The organism is Spongiivirga citrea, assembly GCF_010671565.1.
In the GTDB taxonomy this organism is placed as follows: Bacteria; Bacteroidota; Bacteroidia; order Flavobacteriales; family Flavobacteriaceae; genus Spongiivirga; species Spongiivirga citrea.
The window spans coordinates 726,483-742,769 of the sequence record NZ_JAABOQ010000001.1 but is presented as its reverse complement, the minus strand read 5'-3'; the positions used below and the strand labels follow the sequence as shown (position 1 = coordinate 742,769).

Below are 16,287 nucleotides of genomic sequence, written 5' to 3'. Positions count from 1 at the left end.
CTACTTCGATCTTTTCTTCTTCATTATTTGAGCAATTTCTTTGGAACCTTCGTTAGGCACTTTTGCAAGTTCGTCAACAACATTATGATAATTATGGTCACTATGTGATTGCGATAGTTTGTAGGTCGCTTGTATATCGGTAATCTCAATCTCAAAACCTACTATTCCGCGAATTTGACGTATTGTTTTGGGGGATAAATTTTCCAATTTGATCGGGTCTTTTGAATCCGCCTCATATTTATCTACTAATGCATGTAGCATTGTTAAAAGCTCATCCTCAGTGGTAGTTCTTATTTTTCCATACACATGAACTGCGATATAATTCCACGTTGGTACTTCTTCAAAATCATACCAAGAAGATGATACGTAGCTATGCGGCCCGTTAAAGATAGCTAGTACTTCTTCATTTTTAAAATCATTCCATTGCGGATTTCCTTTTGCAACATGACCTTGTAAGTACCATTTTTTGTCTTCTTTTTGAATTAACTCGATTGGGATATGAGTGGCTAAAAGTTTTTCCGTTTTAGAAACTAGAATACCAAAGCTATTCGCTTTCAAGAAAGCCAATATCTCATCAAGGTCTTCATTTTTATAGTATTTAGGTGTGTACATCTTTTAATTTAAAACGAACTTCAATCTTTCTACCATTTCAAAAACTTCTTCAAATGTATTGTAAAGCGCCACCGGCGCAGCGCGAATAACATCAGGTTCTCGCCAATCGGTTATAACACCGGCTTCGGTAAGCTTATCATGAAGACTTTTGTCAGCCTTACTAACTTTAATAGATACTTGACAACCTCGCCGTATTTCGTCTTTAGGAGTAATGATTGAAATACGATCATTATGCATATTAGTAATAAGACTTTGCAAGTAGCCACTAAGTTTTTTTGATTTTTTTGTAATGTTATGAATGCCCGCTTCATTAAAAATATCGAGCGAAGCTTTAATTGCAGCCATTGATAAAATAGGCGGATTACTTAACTGCCAGCCTTCAGCACCTGGAATAGGATCAAAACCATGGCGCATATTAAAACGAGTATTTTTATTATGACCCCACCAACCAGCAAAGCGTTTTAGCGTTTTGTCATTTGCATGTCGTTCATGCACAAAACAGCCGGCTAAACTTCCGGGTCCGGAGTTCAAATATTTGTATGAACACCAAACAGCGAAATCAGCACCAGAATCATGTAAATCAAGCGGCACATTACCCGCACCATGAGCACAATCAAATCCGACTTTACATCCAAATTGATGGCCTAGTTCTGTTATTTTTTTTAAGTTGAAAAATTGACCTGTATAATAATTTACCGCGCCAATCATTATAAGCGCAATTTCATGCCCTTGATCTTTTAAAATAGCTTCAAGATCTTCTAGTCTAGGAAGGTCTTCACCTTCTCTTGCCGTCCATTTGATCAGACCTTCATTAGGATCGATATTATTATTAATTAATTGAGAACTCACAGCATAATCATCAGAAGGAAATGCATCACCCTCGATTAAAATTTTATATCGAGTAGGGGTAGGGCGGTAAAAAGAAACCATCATTAAATGAAGATTAGTGGTCAATGTATTCATCACCACTACCTCGTTTTTTTTAGCCCCAACAATTTTTGCCATTGCTTCGGTCAAATACTCGTGATATGGCATCCATGGGTTTGTCGCTTCAAAATGACCTTCAACGCCTAAATTAGCCCAATCATGAAGTTCTTGGTCAATGTATGATTTCGTCGTTTTGGGTTGAAGTCCTAATGAATTTCCACAAAAATAAATGAGCTCATTGCCCGAACTATCTTTTGGAATATGAAATCGATCGCGATAGGAGTTTAAAGGATCAGCTAGGTCTAATTCTTTGGCAAATTCAATAGCTTTGGTGTGCTCGCTCAAGGAAATAATAGTATTGGTGGTCTAACAAAAATAGCGATTTATTGCGGTCTTTTTTAATTCATTTTGCTAATACAATTTGGATTATTTTTGAGTATGCAATCACTAGTACTCATTCTATCGAAATTTCGATATTTTGCCCCTGCCTGGGTTTTTACATCTCTTAATATTTTAATAGCTACTTGGGTACTTTATATACCCACTATTAAAAACAAACTTGTTCTTGATGACGGTCAAGTAGGTATTGCCTTGTTCTGTATTGCGGCTGGGACCTTATCTATGGTGCCATTCTCATCAATAATCATCAAACGGCTGGGCTTGGGAAAAACCACCTTTGCTGGGATTGTTGTTTTTTCGCTGGTATTTTTATTTCCATTTGTTGCATCTTCTTATGTGCTATTATGCCTCGCACTGTATGTTGTGGGTTTATTCGCTTGTTTAACAGATGTGGCCATGAACGCCCTTGTTTCTGAAATCGAAACGAATGATGAGGTACACTTCATGTCTGCTGCTCATGGCTTTTTTAGTTTAGGTGGCGTGATCGGCGCAGGTATTGGTACATTGATAATTACCTATTTTAAAATTCCATTGCATCATATTCTGGCTGCCTCAATTTTGGTAATTATTACGAATGTATTATTGCTAAAGAATTATATCAATATCAAAGGAAAACAGGTAACTCGCGAGAAGAATAAGTTCAATATAAAACTTTTAAGACCGCTGCTAGGTCTGACCATAATTGCATTCTTGATTATGGGGGGAGAAGGAGCAGTCGAGCATTGGAGCAAGCTATATTTATTAGATATTGTAAAGGTATCAACCGATAAAATTGCTGGTTATGGTTTCGTGGCTTTTTCTGTGACCATGACTATTGGGCGTTTTTTTGGTGATGCTATTAGCTCGCGATTTGGGGCAAGAAAACTAATTATAGCTAGTTGTCTAATTGCAATTATTGGTTTGATTGGAGTTTTGTTAGCCGATTTTACAATAGCGCTTATTGGTTTTGCATTTGTGGGTCTTGGTTTTTCCGTGGTCATTCCGGAGTTGTTTCGCCTTGCAGGAAAAAGTAAAGAGGTATCACCGGCTGAAGGGATTTCATTTGTAGCTGGTTTTGGTTATGTCGGCTTTTTGATAAGTCCAGCTTTTTTAGGCTGGTTATCTAAACAATATGATTTAAGCATTAGTTTTACAGCAATTTTAATAGGAGTGGCAATCGCGATGACAATTATGTTGTTTTTTAATAAGAAATTATAATACTATCGTACCATGTTTGACGATGATGATTTTGATGAAAATAGAGCAAATTGGGGGGATTTGCCAGTGTATAAAAAGGCGGAAGCGATTTACGATATCGTAATGCGTATCGAGAAAATTGATGCAGAAGAAGAAGAGGGTTTAAGCGATTATGAAAGGGATGCTATAGCAACTCATATTGACTATATGGTCGAAAATGCAAGCATTATCCCTGCAAAAATTGCTGGAGCCGTAAGTGCTGATCTTTATGATATTCAAATGGAAAATGCAGTCATTATTAGAAAATCTGCAAGGGAGTTATTAACCGATTCTACGGGTCTAGTTTCACTCGGTTTTAAGGATGTTGACTACTTGGAGATTTTACGTAATGAAGTGGATGAGTTTCGAATACTATTTGCTGAATGGGTGAAAACTTTTGATCCTGAAAATTATAGTATTGATCGTTGGGGCTTATTCAATCCGCCGGGAGTGAATTACGATGATCATGACCCTGATGACGATTTGCCTTTTGATCCCTTAGACTTTTTTAATGATGATGACGATTAGTGAAGGATGAAAAAAGGGCTTTTTATTTCTGGACATCAAACTACTTTTATAACTCAAGATTTTGAGTTACTAAAGAAGTATTTTAAGATGCGTCAGTATCAAATGAAAATGCCTAAAAACCCCATTTTTCTTTTTTGGGAACTTTTTAAATCCTTTTGGTATTGTCTTTTTAATCTAGGTAAATTCGATTTTGTGTTTTGTTGGTTTGCTGATTATCATGGATTTTGGCCTTTATTTTTCGCTAAGCTTTACGGAAAGCAAAGCTATTTGGTAATCGGAGGTTTTGATGCGGATAAGAACCCTGAGTTTAATTATGGAGCGCATATCAAACCTTGGCGCAGTTATTTTATTCGGAAAATTGCATTATTAGCTAAAAAGGTGTTGCCTGTAAGTCAATATACAGCGGCTCTAACACAAGAGAATTTAGGGGAAAAGGTTTTTAACAAATCCGAGGTAATTTATAATGGTGTGGCTGTCGAAAGTATTATTGAAGTAGAGTCTGAACGAGCAGGGTTCATAACGATATATAAAGTGGAAGACCTGAGGCGCCTAAAGATAAAAGGAGCGGATTTTTTAGTGGAGGTGGCTAAAGCGTTTCCTGATGAACATTTCATGGTAGTCGGTCCTTTTGGCAGGGCAGCTCAGTATCTTAAGTCTTTTGAATTAGAAAATCTTGAAATATTACCTCCAACAAATCATAATGAGCTTTTGAAGTTGCTTCAAACCAAAAAACACTACTTGCAATTTTCCTATATCGAATCGTTTGGAATTGCCTTGGTAGAGGGAATTTTGTCAGGATGCATTCCCATAGGTTATGGTATTGAAACGACAAAAGAAATTATAAATACTGACGCGCTGGTTTTTGATAAATTGACTATCGAAGCCTTTGAGAAAACCTTGCAAAATGCTCTTGAAAACGGAACCGAGTATCTTCCAAAAATCCAAGAGCATTGTAAATCGAATTATGACATCACGATTCGAGAAAATCAATTACTTGAATTGATAGATGTTGACTAGATTTCTTTAAACGATTTAATTATTTGACGCAAGGTCCCAGAATATCTCTCGGCTCTACTCTTCAACGTCCATGTCATGATCATATACACATCTTCTTCACCTTCAGTAAAACCTAAAATATATTGAATATCATAGGGTACGCCATCCAAACGCCCATCCGCTTCAAAAACTCGGGCTGATTTGCCATCAACTGTAACTGATTTGATCTCTGACTGCGAGCCTACATTTAATCCTTCCATAATCGATGTAGTCTGAAATCTAGCGTAATTGTCAAGTACAGATTGATCTTCTTTGTATTCGTCAACCATTTTTAAGGCTTCTATCATTTGGGCTTTGTCTTCATCGATTACCACCATATAAGTTTCTTTCAGGGCATTCATATATTGCATAGATGCTTCATCATTTAAAATAGTGGTGCTTTTCATGTAATTAGGCACTGAAATGATGTACTTGTCCTGTATGTTTACCTCTTGAAAGTCTTTAGCTGGAGACAATTTTTCGGGAGAAGTTTTAAAACCATCGAGACAGCTATTGGTTAAAAGTAAGAGAATAATTGATGTAAAAAGAGGCTTGAAAGAATTCATGATGCAATTAAAAGTTTGTCAAACATAAACATTTTAACATTGGAGCAAAAGAAAAAGCCTTTCCGTATAATAAATATACAGAAAGGCTTATCTAATATCTCAATACCCAAATCTAATTTATGCCTCAGCATAAGCCTCGATCGGCGCACAAGTACAAATTAAATTTCGATCGCCATAAGCATCGTCAACGCGGCGTACTGATGGCCAGAACTTGTTTTCGTGTAAATATGATAGTGGATAGGCTGCCTTTTCTCTTGAATAGGGTAAATCCCATTCATCTGCGGTTAACATTGCCAAAGTATGCGGCGCATTTTTTAAGATGTTATTAGAATCGTCCTTATCAGTGTTATCAATCTCCTTTCTGATGGATATCATCGCATCACAAAAGCGATCTAGCTCTGCTAAATTCTCACTTTCAGTTGGCTCAATCATCATTGTACCAGCAACTGGAAAAGATACTGTTGGCGCATGAAAACCGTAATCCATTAAACGCTTTGCAATATCAACAACCTCGATACCATGTTCCTTGAACGGGCGGCAATCAATAATCATTTCATGCGCTGCACGTCCCATTTCACCAGAATACAATGTTGGGTAGTGGTCTTTTAAACGTTCTTTAATATAGTTTGCATTTAAAATGGCATATTCTGTTGACTTTTTAAGTCCAGCTTCGCCAAGCATAGTAATATATCCGTAGGAAATTAAACAAGCTAATGCGGAACCCCAAGGTGCTGCTGATATAGCATCGATTGCTTGCTCGCCACCTGTTGGAATAAGTGGGTTCGTTGGTAAAAATGGCACTAGGTGTTTTGCAACACATATTGGTCCAACACCAGGTCCGCCACCACCGTGAGGAATAGCGAATGTTTTATGAAGGTTTAGGTGACAAACATCAGCGCCAATCGACCCTGGATTTGTTAAGCCTACTTGTGCGTTCATATTGGCGCCATCCATATAAACTTGACCACCAAAATCATGAATGGTTTGTGTAATTTCTTTAATTGCCGATTCAAAAACTCCGTGAGTAGAGGGGTAGGTAATCATTAATCCTGCAAGGGTATCAGCATATTCAGCTGCCTTAATTTTAATGTCTTCAAGATCAATATTACCGTTGTCCATGGCTTTTGTTACCACTACTTTCATGCCGGCCATAACTGCTGATGCTGGATTGGTCCCGTGAGCAGAAGAAGGAATCAACACCACATTTCTGTGGTGATCTCCTCTTGATTTATGATATGCACGTATTACCATTAATCCTGCAAACTCGCCTTGAGCTCCCGAATTGGGTTGCAATGATGTGCCAGCGAAACCGGTAATTTCAGTTAATTGTTCTTCTAGTTTTTTAATTATTTTTTGATATCCATTAGCTTGATTTATTGGTGCGAATGGATGAATATTAGACCATTGGGCGTTACTCAATGGCAACATTTCAGCTGCTGCGTTTAATTTCATAGTACATGAACCCAAACTGATCATCGAGTGATTTAAAGCAAGATCTTTTCGTTCTAATTTTTTTATGTAACGCATTAATTCAGTCTCGGAATGATATGAGTTGAAAACATCCAACTGCATGAATTCTGAGGAGCGTTGCAAGGATTCCGGAATGGTATTTGAATTTGATACATTCTTAATTGAAACTGCAGATTTATTTTCCGCTTTAGCGAAAATGGATACAATTTCATTAAGATCTTCCGTTGATGTCGTCTCATTTATTGAGATAGTAACTGTCTCCGTATCTGGATAGCAAAAGTTCACCTCAGTTTTCTCGGCAACCTCTTTTACTTTAGCTGCATTTGCTTTTATTTGAATAGTATCAAAATAGGACTCATTTGCTTGATACAATCCCATTTTTTCAAGCGCATCTGTAAGGGCCGCAGCATTGTCATTTATTGTTTTTGCAATATGAGTCAAGCCTTTGGGGCCATGATAAACAGCATACATTCCAGCCATTACGGCAAGTAATACTTGAGCCGTACAAATATTTGAAGTTGCCTTATCTCTTTTTATATGTTGCTCTCTAGTTTGCAATGCCATTCGCAAAGCACGTTCCCCATTAGTGTCTTTTGTTACACCGATAATCCGCCCTGGAATATTTCGTTTATAGGCTTCTTTAGTTGCAAAATAAGCAGCATGCGGTCCACCATATCCAAGAGGAATTCCGAAACGTTGTGTGGTACCAACAACAACATCAACACCAAAATCACCTGGGGCCTCTAGTAAGACCAAACTCATTATATCAGCCGCAACGGCAACTTTAATTTGAGCGTCTTTTGCCTTAGAAACAAAGTCGCGATAGTCAAAAACTTGTCCTGTTTTGCCAGGATATTGCAATAGGGCACCGTAAAATGATTCATCAAAATCGAATTCGGCATGGTCACCAATAACCAATTCAATTCCTAATGGAACGGCTCTAGTTTTTAATAAGGATATAGTTTGCGGTAATACTTCACTTGAAACAAAGAATTTTACTACATCATTTTTTTTCTGGGCTCTTTCTCTAACTGAATACAATAAGGTCATTGCTTCTGCGGCAGCAGTTGATTCATCTAGAAGCGAGGCATTGGCCAATTCCATACCAGTTAGATCGGTGATCATGGTTTGGTAATTTAGCAATGCTTCTAACCTACCTTGAGCAATTTCGGCTTGGTACGGAGTATAAGCCGTGTACCAACCTGGGTTTTCTAAAATGTTACGCTGAATAACAGCAGGTAAAACAGCTGCGTGATATCCAAGGCCAATATAGCTTTTGAAAATTTTGTTTTCAGCCCCAAGTGCGTTGATATGTTTGGTGTATTCAAATTCACTTAGTGCGTCGTCAAGTTGTAAAGGCTCCTTTAATTTAATATTATCAGGAATGGTCTCAAACATTAACTGATCAATAGTATCAAGATTTAAAGCCTTGAGCATTAAATCTCTTTCATTTTCCGTAGGGCCTATATGGCGATTGGCGAATAGGTGCGTATTCATTAAAAAACAATTAGTCCTGCAAAAATAAACCAAAAAAGGTTCGTTTGATAACGTTTTCGATAGACAAATACAGGCAAGTTTTTCACAAAATAAGCGGTTGTTAACATAAGCTGTATTTTTGTTTAATGAAGTGGTTTACTCGACTTTTAGAGTTTTATTTAAATAGTAGCATTCATGTTGCTTTATCTGTTGTTTCTTTTTTAGTAATTACACAAGAAAGGTTCAACATTATGTATAAGTACGAGCTTTTGTTCTTTGTTTTTTTTTCGACAATTACAGGTTATAATTTTATTAAATACGCTGGGGTAGCGAAATTTCATCATCGTAGTCTTACTAAAAGTTTGCGTATCATTCAGATTTTCTCATTTTTCTGTTTTGTATTGATGGTATATTTTTTCTTTCAGCTATCAATGCCCACTATAAAGTTAGTGGCAGTTTTTGCTGCAATCACTTTTTTCTATGCTATACCGTTTGTACCTAAACTATTAAGTCCAATTGATGAGAACAAAAATTTACGAAGCATAAGTGGTATTAAAATTTATGTGATTGCATTGGTTTGGGCTGGTGTTACAGTAATCCTACCTTTTTTTGAAATGGGAATAGCGCTATATCATGATGTTTGGATTGAAACTGCGCAACGATTTCTATGGGTCATTTTATTGATGATTCCATTCGAAATTAGAGATATGAAATATGATAGTATTAAATTGGGAACCATACCTCAAAAAATAGGTATAAAAAGAACAAAACGAATAGCATTATTTTTGGTGATAATTCTATTCGCTTTGGAATTTTTTAGGGATGATTTTTCCACTTTTCAAGTGGGTATTTCATTATTTGTATTACTACTCTTATCTGTACTGCTAATTCGAAGTACTCCTAAACAGAACAAGTATTACAGTGCATTGTGGGTAGAAGGAATTCCCATATTTTGGTTAGTACTCATCTTAATTTTAAAGTAATTTTTTATTCAATACTACTTACTGTTTGATAATTCTCTTTCTAGTTCTTTTTGCATCTTGTTTTTAAGATCGTTATCCAACGTCTTAACCTCAGCTTTTTGAACTAATTCTGATAACTTGTTATTACGCTTACTATATGCTTTTGTAAATCTACACCATGATAGTCTTAGGTTCAATTTGAACTTTTCCCATCCACTTGCTTCACCGTATTGGACTTTGTCGCAAATGTGCTTGGCTTCATCGCAGCTAATAAATAAGACACTTTTCTTATATGCCATTGTTATAATTCTTTTTTTAAAACCAATTTTCTTCTAGGCACTCCGCTAATGCAGTTCGTGCTCTATGGATTATTACCCACAAATTAGACGCGGTAATATCTAATTCATTACAAATAGTTTCGGTTTCATAGCCTTGCAGTGTTTTCATTTTAAAAACCGCCGCTTGTTTTTCAGGTAATTTAGATATACAGTTGTTTATGGCATCTCCTAGCTCTTCATTTTCCATGTTACCCGCTGCACCAAGATCGGAAAGGTCGGCAACACGCTCTTCGAGCCAATCGCCTTCACCTTCCTCACTACTATTGTAGTTTATTCGTACTTCAGCTTGGCCTTTTTTACTATTTATTTTTCTATAGTGATCAATGATTTTTCTTTTTAAAATCGAAACTAGCCAAGTTCGCTCGCTTGCTTCTCCTTTAAAATTTTTCATTGACTTTAAACCAGCGAAAAATGTTTCCTGTACTAAGTCTTGTGCAATCTCTCGATCGTTTACACGGGTTATAGTGTAGTTAAAAAGATAATCCGCATAGCGGTCTATCCATTTGTTCGGTTCTATTTTTTCTTTCGTCATAATGCTTTATGAGACCACCCAAATGTAAAATAATTATTTCATTTTTTCTTGTTTAGCAGTAGATGATTCATGCATTTTGTTAAATCACCATATTTAAATGAATAGCCTTCATCCATTAATCTTTTCGGAATTACACGTCGACTTTTTAATACAAGTTCGGTTTCAGTTCGAATCATAATAGCACCAATTTCTAAAAGCCATTTTGGAAGTGGCATACCAAATGGAATTTTTAATAGATAACGAATCCTTCCCATAAGCTGTTTGTTAGTTGCTGGCTTTGGCGCGACAAGATTGAAGACTCCGTCTAAATGTTTATTGCTTATGATATATTCAATTGCATTTGCGAAATCATCTTCGTGCAGCCAACTAAAATATTGATCTCCTGAGCCTTGTTTTCCTCCCAAACCAGCTTTTACTAAATTGACAATAGGTTTTAAAGAGCCACCTTTTTTCCCTAATACAATTGCGGTACGCAAGGCTACTTTTCTTGTTTTGGGAGTTATTTGGCTAAAGAATGATTCTTCCCAAGATGTAGCCACACTTACGGAAAACCCAGTACCAATCTCGCCCGTTTCTTCGTCCATTTCTTTATCCATACTATGGCGATATATAGTTGCTGTAGAAGAATTAAGCCAAACTTTTGGTGGATTATCGCATATCCTAATAGCATGGCCTAGAATTTCTGTTGCGTCGACTCTAGAATTTAGTATTGCCGTTTTATTCTTCTCATTATACCTACAATCAACCGATTTTCCGGTAAGATTGATGAGCACATCGGCATTTTCTAAATGAGAAAACCAACTGCCTTTACTTTTTCCATCCCATTGTACATAATTAATATTACCATTGGAATCTTTTTTCCTTCGAGAGAGAATGAAAATCGTTTCGTATTTATTTTTATAGTATTCAGCGAGTATCTGACCTAAAAACCCAGTACCACCTGCGATGACCATCTTTTTCATATAAATTGAATTAAAATTGGAATCCATAGTAACCGATATACTATCCAGCTTAGTGTTAAATAGGGTGGGAGCTCGAGATTAGCAACTCGCTTTATATGAAATAACACCATAAAACCAAAAACGAGTATGAAATATGCTATTAGAAACGCCTCACCAGGAAAAATAAATTGGCTTGCTAATAGTATTGGGAGCAATAATAATGAACCAATAAGCGAGATCGCTATCATATTTCCTAAATATGTCAGGATATAGTTTCTAGTAGTTAACCGAAGCATTAATGCTTGAAATGGCACTTGTAAAGCACACATGATTAATGCTTTTTCTAGACCAGTTGATGAAATAATACTCGGTATTAACAAAAAGTATTGATGTAACACCAGTGTAGATATCAATACGCTGAATAAGATAAAATACCATCGATACCGAATACTAAAAGATGGTGTGCACTCAATTGCCGTAGTCGACTTTTGAGTTGGCACGATTACTTTACGATTGTACGAAATAAATTTATACAGTTTTTTTAATAGGAAGAATAGAATAGGAATTCTTGCCAGTGTTTCTATCCATTTGTACCGATTTCCGATAACCAGCAGCATACTTTCTAAGCCGTAAGTGACTACACCTGATTTTTTATTAATCAAAGCAATTTCATCTTGAGCTCGTTTGATATCGAGTAAAGTTGATTCCTCTTCATTTATTTGAGCGAAAGCTTTTCTTCCTTGATTATCCAACATGTTGTTTTTTATAAACAAATCTGTGTATCCAACACATAAAGGACAATCGCTGTCATATATTAAGGTGTGATTTGTAAGTGTTTTCATGAGTGCTCTTGTTTTAGTCTATAAGTAATAAAAAGAAAGAAAGTAGCTAAAGACATGGGGATTAAAGTCCAATACATTATGTATACATAAAAAGCACCTGAAAAGTTGTTTTCTTTTATGATAAAGGCAACTAGGAAGTAGAAAAGCACCAATACTCCGTATATAGAAATCCGTTTAATACTTTCAAGAGAGTATCTTTTTAAAGTGAATAATAAGCAGAAGAAGATGATTAGTTGAAGTACGCCCAAAAGTATTTGGCTGAGCAAACCAAAATAGATAGTTAAATACAACCCAAGGGTAATTATATAGATGCAGAGATTTAATTTATAAACTGTTTTCATTTTTCTTTTATTTTAAAGTTTCAGAAATTATTGAAATATATATATTAAAAAAAATATTATTTGATCATTTTAAATATCGACTTGGTAATCCAGTTTTGCTTGTGATTTACCATTTTTTCTAGCATTGTATCCGCCGTTTCGGCAAGTTCGTACAACGATTTTGTTTGCTTGATGAATTCATCATTCTTAGCAGATCCGTCCTTCTTGATATCAGAAAGTTCTTTTAGTACTTTAATTACTGGTTTAATCTCACGACGACTTCGTTCTTTGGCAATTTGTCTAGCCAGTTCTTGAACGTCTTTTTCTGTGGTAAAATATTCCTTTCGTTCCCCACGTTTCGATTCTTTGAATACAATTCCCCAGTCCATTAGCTGTCTTAAATTCATGCTTGCATTTCCACGTGATATTTGTAATTCGTCCATAATCTCTTCCATAGTCAACGCCTCAGTCGAGATAAAAAGCAAGGCTTGAATTTGCGCCATTGCTTTGTTAATACCCCAAGTTGTACCTAACGCGCCCCAAGTTTGAATAAATTTATCTTTCGCTTCATTGTAAGTCATAGGACAAATATATGATAATTTTTAAACTTTCAATAATTATTGAAAGTTCATTTTTATCGATATCTAAATAGTACATTTGTTTTCATGAAGAAATTATTAATAATTGGCTTTGTATTTCCCGAACCCGCTTCAACCGCAGCGGGTTCTAGAATGCTTCAGCTTATTCAATTATTTATTGAGGATAAATGGGATATTACTTTTGCCACTGCTGCTGATTCTTCAGGTTTTGAATTCAATTTAGAGCAGCTCGGAGTCACCATAAAGAAGATAGTATTAAACGACTCCAGTTTTGATTTGTTTATAAGCGCATTGCAGCCAACTGCTGTTATGTTTGATCGATTTATGATTGAAGAACAGTTTGGCTGGCGAGTTGCTGAGCATTGCCCCGATGCGCTTCGAATTTTAGATACAGAGGATTTGCACTTTCTTCGACAGGGGAGAGAAGTGGCTTTTAAAAATGAAACAGTAGCTGAGAAAAGAGACCTTTTAAACGATCATTTTAAAAGAGAAGTGGCCGCCATGTATCGATGTGATCTAAGTTTAATTATTTCTTCTTTTGAATATTATTTGCTGATAAATAAATTCGATTTCCCATCCTATTTGCTTCATTACATTCCATTTTTTCAAGATTCAATTTCGGCGACGAGGCAGCAAGAACTTCCTAGTTTTGATGATAGAACGGGCTTTGTAACTGTTGGTAATTTTTTACATCCACCAAATCTTGATAGTGTAGTTTACTTAAAGGAAGTGGTATGGCCTTTAATCAGGAGAAAAATTCCTGATATCGTTATCAATATTTATGGTGCGTATGGTTATGAAAAAGTACAACGACTGCATAATAAAAAAGAGGGTTTTTTAATTCAAGGACGAGCCGAAGCTGTTAGCAATATAATGAGTAAGGCGCGAGTTTGCCTCTCTCCTTTGCGTTTTGGCGCTGGATTAAAAGGTAAGTTTATAGACGCAATGAATAACGGAACGCCCATTGTTACAACAAAAATTGGCGCAGAAGGAATGTCAATTAATGACAATTGGCCTGGTTATGTTTCAGATGATCCTAAGGAAATTGCAACAAAAGCTGCTCTATTATATAACGATAAAGCAGAGTGGAAACGAGCTCAAAAAATTGGTTTTAGCACCATTAATGATCACTTTTCAAAATCAAAATACCAAATGGCTTTTGTTGACCGACTAAATGAGCTATTGTTAAATCTAAGACAGCATCGAGAAAAAAACACTGTTGGACAGCTATTAACTCATCATCAGCTACAAAGCACAAAGTATATGGCAAAGTGGATTGAGGAGAAGAACAAGTAGTCTCAAGCCCGAAATAATTGATCTAAAAATTCCAAAAGCAGTATTTCTCTTAACTCTTAACTCCGATAAGTCCAGCACGTCTTAATAAAGCCTCAGGCTTTGGTTCTGCTCCACGAAAACGTTTGTATAATTCCATAGGGTCTTCGGTACCTCCTTTAGAAAGGACATGATCCTTAAATTTGGTCGCGACCTCTTTATTAAAAATACCTTCTTCTTTAAAATATTCAAAAGCATCGGCATCCAATACCTCGGCCCATTTATAAGAATAATACCCAGATGAATATCCACCTTGAAAAATATGAGCAAATGAAGTACTCATACAATTTTCTGGGACATCGGGATATAATGATGTTTCAGCGAATGCCGCTGTTTCAAATTCCTTCACATTTTTAATGGAACTTGGGTCGCTACCATGCCAACCCATATCGAGCATGCCAAAGCTTAACTGTCTTAAGGTTTTCATTCCTTCTTGAAAAGTTGCCGATTTCTTGATTTTTTCAACCAACTCCATTGGAATTACTTCTCCAGTTTTATAATGAAAGGCAAGTAATTCTAAAGCCTCTTTTTCGTAGCACCAATTTTCTAAAACTTGACTTGGTAATTCCACGAAATCCCAATATACATTAGTGCCTGCAAGACTTGGGTAGGTTGTATTGGCGAGCATACCGTGTAAGGCGTGACCAAATTCATGAAATAGCGTTGTAACCTCATTAAAGGTTAATAATGACGGCTTCGTTTCGGTCGGCTTGGTAAAGTTACATACGTTCGATACATGGGGTCGCTCATCAACTCCATTTCGTTTTTGCTGCCCCTTAAAAAGTGTCATCCATGCGCCGCCTCTTTTCCCTTTTCTAGGATGAAAATCGGCATAAAAAACGCATATTAGCTGATTATTATCATCTAAGATCTCATAGGTTTTAACTTCCTCATGGTATTTGTCAATAGTATCGACTTCTTTAAACTGTAGTCCGAATAATTTTTGAGCAACTTTAAAAACCCCATCAATTACATTTTCAAGTTTAAAATAAGGTTTCAGCTGTTCATCATCTAAATCAAATAATTTCTGTTTTAATTTTTCAGAATAATAAGCGCCATCCCATTTTTGCAGTTGATCAATTCCGTCAAGTTCTCTTGCAAAATCGGTAAGTTCTTTAAACTCTTTTTCGGCTGCGGGTTTTGCTTTTACTAAAAGTTCTTCTAGAAAGGTAATTACTTGTTCAGGCGATTTGGCCATGCGTTCTTCTAAAACAAAATGTGCATGTGATTGATACCCTAACAAAGCTGCACGCTCATGCCTTAAATTGGCAATTTTTAAAACATTCTCCTGATTGTCATGCTCATTATTGTTGAAGGCTTTTGACCCAAAAGCCAAAGCCATTTTTTTTCGGAGCTCCCGATTATCAGCATAAGTCATAAAGGGAATATAGCTTGGATAATCCAGTGTAAAAACAAATCCATCCAACTTCTTACTTTTTGCTAATGTTCGAGCGGCTTCTAAGGCCGATTCTGGTAGTCCAGATAACTCCGATTCATCTTTTATATGCATTTCAAACGCATTGGTTTCGGCCAATACATTTTCACCAAAGGTGAGTTTGAGTTTGGAAAGCTGTTTGTCGATTTCTCTTAGCTGTTCTTTTTTATCTTCTGGTAAATTCGCACCATTCCTTGAAAAACTTTTATACTTTTTGTCGAGTAGTGTTAGTTGTTCAGCTGTTAATCCAGATCTATCTTCATTATCATATACATATTTCACTCGTTTGAATAGAGCTTCATTAAGTGTGACATCGTTTTGAAATTCAGAAAGTAAAGGCGACACCTCTTGAGCTATTTGCTGAATTTCATCATTAGTCTCTGCCGAGTTCAGATTAAAGAAAATACTAGAAATACGATTAAGTTGTTCTCCTGAATATTCCAGTGACTCTACCGTGTTTTTAAAATCTGGATTTTGCTCATTACCTGTGATTTTTGAGATTTCTTTTTGTGCTTGACTTATGCTTTCCTTGAATGCAGGTAAAAAATCGGCGTTTTTTATTTTAGAAAATGGTGCTGTATTATGTTTGGTTGAGAATTTGTGTAGTAAATAATTCATTTTAATGTATTTAATCGACTTTTTAAGGGTTTTGGTCGAAAAGCCAAAATATTATACTTTACTTTTTTAAAAACTCCAACTAATAGATGAATTTTGATCTCAAACTTGAGATAGTCGTTTAAGCGAAATGCTTATTAAAG

Annotated in this window: 15 protein-coding genes; 5 read left to right on the top strand and 10 right to left on the bottom strand. The window is 36.0% G+C overall.

The features are described 5' to 3' along the window. Both GWK10_RS03430 and kynU read right to left on the bottom strand, forming a co-directional pair. A complete protein-coding gene (locus tag GWK10_RS03430; protein WP_164029491.1) occupies positions 1–612 on the bottom strand; it encodes an FMN-binding negative transcriptional regulator in 612 nt (203 codons plus the stop codon). 3 nt (positions 613–615) lie between these two features. After that, the gene (kynU, locus tag GWK10_RS03425; protein WP_164029490.1) at positions 616–1,884 is read right to left on the bottom strand and encodes a kynureninase; all 1,269 of its coding nucleotides are present in this window, start codon (positions 1,882–1,884) and stop codon (positions 616–618) included. A gap of 93 nt (positions 1,885–1,977) precedes the next feature. On the opposite strand from kynU, the gene GWK10_RS03420 reads away from it, so the two are divergent. The 3 genes from GWK10_RS03420 to GWK10_RS03410 are packed head-to-tail and all read left to right on the top strand — an operon-like array spanning position 1,978 to position 4,698. Further along, positions 1,978–3,135: an MFS transporter gene (locus GWK10_RS03420; RefSeq protein WP_164029489.1), complete on the top strand. Its 1,158-nt coding sequence runs from the start codon at positions 1,978–1,980 to the stop codon at positions 3,133–3,135. Between the two features lie 12 nt (positions 3,136–3,147). Then, positions 3,148–3,681 carry a hypothetical protein gene (locus GWK10_RS03415; protein WP_164029488.1) on the top strand — a complete coding sequence of 178 codons (534 nt, stop codon included), beginning with the start codon at positions 3,148–3,150 and terminating at the stop codon, positions 3,679–3,681. Positions 3,682–3,687: 6 nt separating this feature from the next. Next, positions 3,688–4,698, top strand: coding sequence for a glycosyltransferase (locus tag GWK10_RS03410; RefSeq protein ID WP_164029487.1), 1,011 nt, complete (start codon positions 3,688–3,690; stop codon positions 4,696–4,698). Here the strand turns inward: GWK10_RS03410 and GWK10_RS03405 are convergent. Then, positions 4,695–5,282 carry a hypothetical protein gene (locus GWK10_RS03405; protein WP_164029486.1) on the bottom strand — a complete coding sequence of 196 codons (588 nt, stop codon included), beginning with the start codon at positions 5,280–5,282 and terminating at the stop codon, positions 4,695–4,697. The two genes, GWK10_RS03410 and GWK10_RS03405, sit on opposite strands and share 4 nt — an antisense overlap. Positions 5,283–5,399: 117 nt before the next feature. Then, the gene (gene gcvP, locus GWK10_RS03400; protein ID WP_164029485.1) at positions 5,400–8,249 is read right to left on the bottom strand and encodes an aminomethyl-transferring glycine dehydrogenase; all 2,850 of its coding nucleotides are present in this window, start codon (positions 8,247–8,249) and stop codon (positions 5,400–5,402) included. Positions 8,250–8,374: 125 nt separating this feature from the next. Between gcvP and GWK10_RS03395 the strand changes: the two genes are divergently transcribed. Continuing rightward, a complete protein-coding gene (locus GWK10_RS03395; protein ID WP_164029484.1) occupies positions 8,375–9,211 on the top strand; it encodes a UbiA prenyltransferase family protein in 837 nt (278 codons plus the stop codon). 14 nt (positions 9,212–9,225) lie between these two features. On the opposite strand, the gene GWK10_RS03390 is transcribed toward GWK10_RS03395, so the two are convergent. The 5 genes from GWK10_RS03390 to GWK10_RS03370 form a co-directional block, all read right to left on the bottom strand. After that, positions 9,226–9,489, bottom strand: coding sequence for a hypothetical protein (locus GWK10_RS03390; RefSeq protein WP_164029483.1), 264 nt, complete (start codon positions 9,487–9,489; stop codon positions 9,226–9,228). 16 nt (positions 9,490–9,505) lie between these two features. Continuing rightward, complete coding sequence (locus GWK10_RS03385) at positions 9,506–10,060, bottom strand: sigma-70 family RNA polymerase sigma factor (protein WP_164029482.1); 555 nt, start codon at positions 10,058–10,060, stop codon at positions 9,506–9,508. A 38-nt stretch (positions 10,061–10,098) separates the two neighbouring features. Continuing rightward, positions 10,099–11,022: a TIGR01777 family oxidoreductase gene (locus tag GWK10_RS03380; protein WP_164029481.1), complete on the bottom strand. Its 924-nt coding sequence runs from the start codon at positions 11,020–11,022 to the stop codon at positions 10,099–10,101. After that, the gene (locus tag GWK10_RS03375) at positions 11,019–11,843 is read right to left on the bottom strand and encodes a DCC1-like thiol-disulfide oxidoreductase family protein (RefSeq protein WP_164029480.1); all 825 of its coding nucleotides are present in this window, start codon (positions 11,841–11,843) and stop codon (positions 11,019–11,021) included. The genes GWK10_RS03380 and GWK10_RS03375 overlap by 4 nt, the downstream gene beginning before the upstream one ends. A gap of 397 nt (positions 11,844–12,240) precedes the next feature. Then, the gene (locus GWK10_RS03370) at positions 12,241–12,744 is read right to left on the bottom strand and encodes a GbsR/MarR family transcriptional regulator (RefSeq protein ID WP_164029479.1); all 504 of its coding nucleotides are present in this window, start codon (positions 12,742–12,744) and stop codon (positions 12,241–12,243) included. A gap of 84 nt (positions 12,745–12,828) precedes the next feature. Here GWK10_RS03370 and GWK10_RS03365 point away from each other — a divergent pair, with 84 nt between their 5' ends. After that, positions 12,829–14,058, top strand: a complete 1,230-nt coding sequence (locus GWK10_RS03365) for a glycosyltransferase family 4 protein (protein ID WP_164029478.1) — start codon at positions 12,829–12,831, stop codon at positions 14,056–14,058. Positions 14,059–14,107: 49 nt separating this feature from the next. Here the strand turns inward: GWK10_RS03365 and GWK10_RS03360 are convergent, their stop codons facing one another. Continuing rightward, positions 14,108–16,147 carry a M3 family metallopeptidase gene (locus GWK10_RS03360; protein ID WP_164029477.1) on the bottom strand — a complete coding sequence of 680 codons (2,040 nt, stop codon included), beginning with the start codon at positions 16,145–16,147 and terminating at the stop codon, positions 14,108–14,110. Positions 16,148–16,287 lie beyond the last annotated feature (140 nt).